The 2,483-nt window shown below is 39.1% G+C and carries 2 protein-coding genes; both read left to right on the top strand.

Annotated features, from left to right (window positions below):
* Nucleotides 1–144 precede the first annotated feature (144 nt).
* Complete coding sequence (tadA, locus tag HOL16_03415) at nt 145–1,833, top strand: Flp pilus assembly complex ATPase component TadA (GenBank protein ID MBT5389743.1); 1,689 nt, start codon at nt 145–147, stop codon at nt 1,831–1,833.
* A complete protein-coding gene (locus tag HOL16_03410; GenBank protein ID MBT5389742.1) occupies nt 1,823–2,365 on the top strand; it encodes a hypothetical protein in 543 nt (180 codons plus the stop codon). Before tadA ends, HOL16_03410 begins: the two co-directional genes overlap by 11 nt.
* Nucleotides 2,366–2,483 lie beyond the last annotated feature (118 nt).

Raw genomic sequence — 2,483 nt, 5'->3', positions numbered from 1 at the left:
GAAAATGATGCTAGCTTCATAATAATATTTCTTAAGAAGGGGTTACGTTTTCACCTAAAGAGTGTAACCCTTTTTCTCTCCTTTTCCAGCTATTTCCTCGTACTCAGAGCTTTTTTGTTTCTCTATCTCGGATCTAGGGAATAGATGTTAAATTTGTTCACCCGTGGAGGACAACTTGCCCTGCATAAATACCGTATGATTAAGCAAGTTTGCTTGATTACTATCCTACTATCGAGCTTAGTGGGGATTTGTGCCTTTGCCTTTCAAGTTTATCAACAAGTCTCTTTTGATACTTTATACGCTTGGATCATAGATTCATTTTTTGACCAAAATAGTTCTAATAGATTTAACCGCACATCTAACATAGAGGCACTATTCCTGAGATGCTTCCTAACTGGTTTATGGAGTGGCCTCGTTTCTCTTCTACTAATTATTGGATTCTTTATACTCAGAGGCTATACGAAATCCAAAAAAAAGTTCGAGAGGGGGGCTCAAATTGTCTCTCCAAAAAAACTAAAAAGTCTTATTAAAAAAAGAGGCCTGGCCTCAGACCTAAATTTTGGAAAACTTCCCCTAATCAAGGGCAAAGAAACCTCTCATATTTTAATCACTGGCACCACAGGATCTGGGAAGACGAACTGTCTTAATGCCTTGCTCCCACAGATCCGAAAAAGGCAAGATCGTGCCATAATTGTAGATTTAACTGGTAATTTCATCTCAAAATTTTATAGAGAAAACAAAGACGTTCTTTTAAACCCCCTTGATTCAAGATCAAAGAGTTGGTCACCCTGGGCCGAATGTTTATGTGAGGCTCATTTTGATACACTTGCAGCAGCTATTGTTCCACAATCTACACACATTGATAAATTTTGGGAAAATGCAAGCAAAGCCCTTCTCTCTTCAGCACTTCGAAAACTGAGGCATACGCAAGACACACAACTGCTCTACCACATACTTGTTCGCTCTAATATGGAAACATTTAGCAAATTCTTCGAAGGAACAGAAGCCGCAACCTATACCCATCAAGATGGCGAGAAAATGACCCTTTCTATTCGAGCAACGCTCGCAAATCATCTGCAATGCTTCAAATACCTTAAAAAAGAAGGGGCATTCTCTGTTAGAAAATGGATAACGGATACATCGCTTGAGATGGATCCACAGTGGCTATTTTTAAGTGCAACTCCTGACACACGTGAAACCTTACGCCCACTTTTAAGTTGTTGGTTGGATACAGCCATAAATGCTCTTATGACACTACCAGAAGATAGTGAACGACGCATTTGGTTTATTATAGACGAGTTACCTGTCCTGCAAAAACTTCCCTCACTCCACACAGCTATGGCAGAAAGCAGAAAGTATGGAGGATGCCTTATTGCTGGTGTTCAGAGTTTTTCGCAACTGGTGAGCACTTATGGACAGAACACATCCCAAAGCATTTTAGATTTATTTAATACGAAAGTATTTTTTAGAAACACGGATCCAAATACTACAAGCTGGATCTCAAGAGTGTTGGGTGAGACGGAGACCACCGAGCAAGTTGAAAATCTCTCCTATGGCGCTAACACCATGCGAGACGGCATATCCTTATCTCAACTCAGACGTACAACTCCTCTCGTTCTTCCCACAGAAATTGCTGCCCTTAAGGATTTGGAAGCATATGTGAAATTCCCTGGAAATTTCCCAATCTCTCGCATAAAAACACCTTATCAAAATCTTCCATCTGTATCTAAAGCTTTTGAGCGCGTTAACCCTTTAGAATTAGAAAATCGCTTTAAATTTGGTAGCGAGCATAGTTTTAAACAAACACTCCTAAGAGGTGAAAATGGAAAATGATGTTCAGAGATATATCCAAGTACGAGATGAAATTCAGGATGAAATTAAGAAAATAGGTCCAAGCGTCGAACGTCTTCATGAAATCACAAAGAGGTTTATAGCACATTTTGATGTTTTTAAGGAAATGTCCTCGCAAACAGGCAATATAATTGCCTCAGAAATTAAGAATGCGTCACAAGAAATGGCACAGAGAGTTGCGGCTGAGTTTTTAGATCGTATAGAAACGATTCCACAAGAAGCTGTGAGCCGCCTGAATCAATCGATTGCTCATGCTGACAGGCAACTTAAACAAGTTAAAAGCTCAAACTTTAAAAGGAATATATTGACGCTCGTTATATCCCACTTATTTATCCTATCAATAGGGTTTGGGGCGGGCTATCTTTATAATAAGCGCACTACATATGTATTAGATGAAAGCATCTTTGAAGAATTTTATCTAGAATCGGTTTTGAAAAAAGCCTTTCCAAAGCTCAGCCCTCAAGAAAGAAGAAGGCTAGAAAAGTTATCTCATGAGCAAATTGCAAAATTATGAAAGTGCGGAAGTTTCACGGAGGATGCAAGGATAAGAATGATATTTTTTTGCACTGATCAATCCATAAGGCACAATTTTAACTGTTTTTCTGGTCTTCACGCGCAATTTTCCCCTGTTT

The organism is Alphaproteobacteria bacterium, assembly GCA_018662925.1.
In the GTDB taxonomy this organism is placed as follows: Bacteria; Pseudomonadota; Alphaproteobacteria; order 16-39-46; family JABJFC01; genus JABJFC01.
This window is presented reverse-complemented; position numbering and strand designations above follow the sequence as displayed.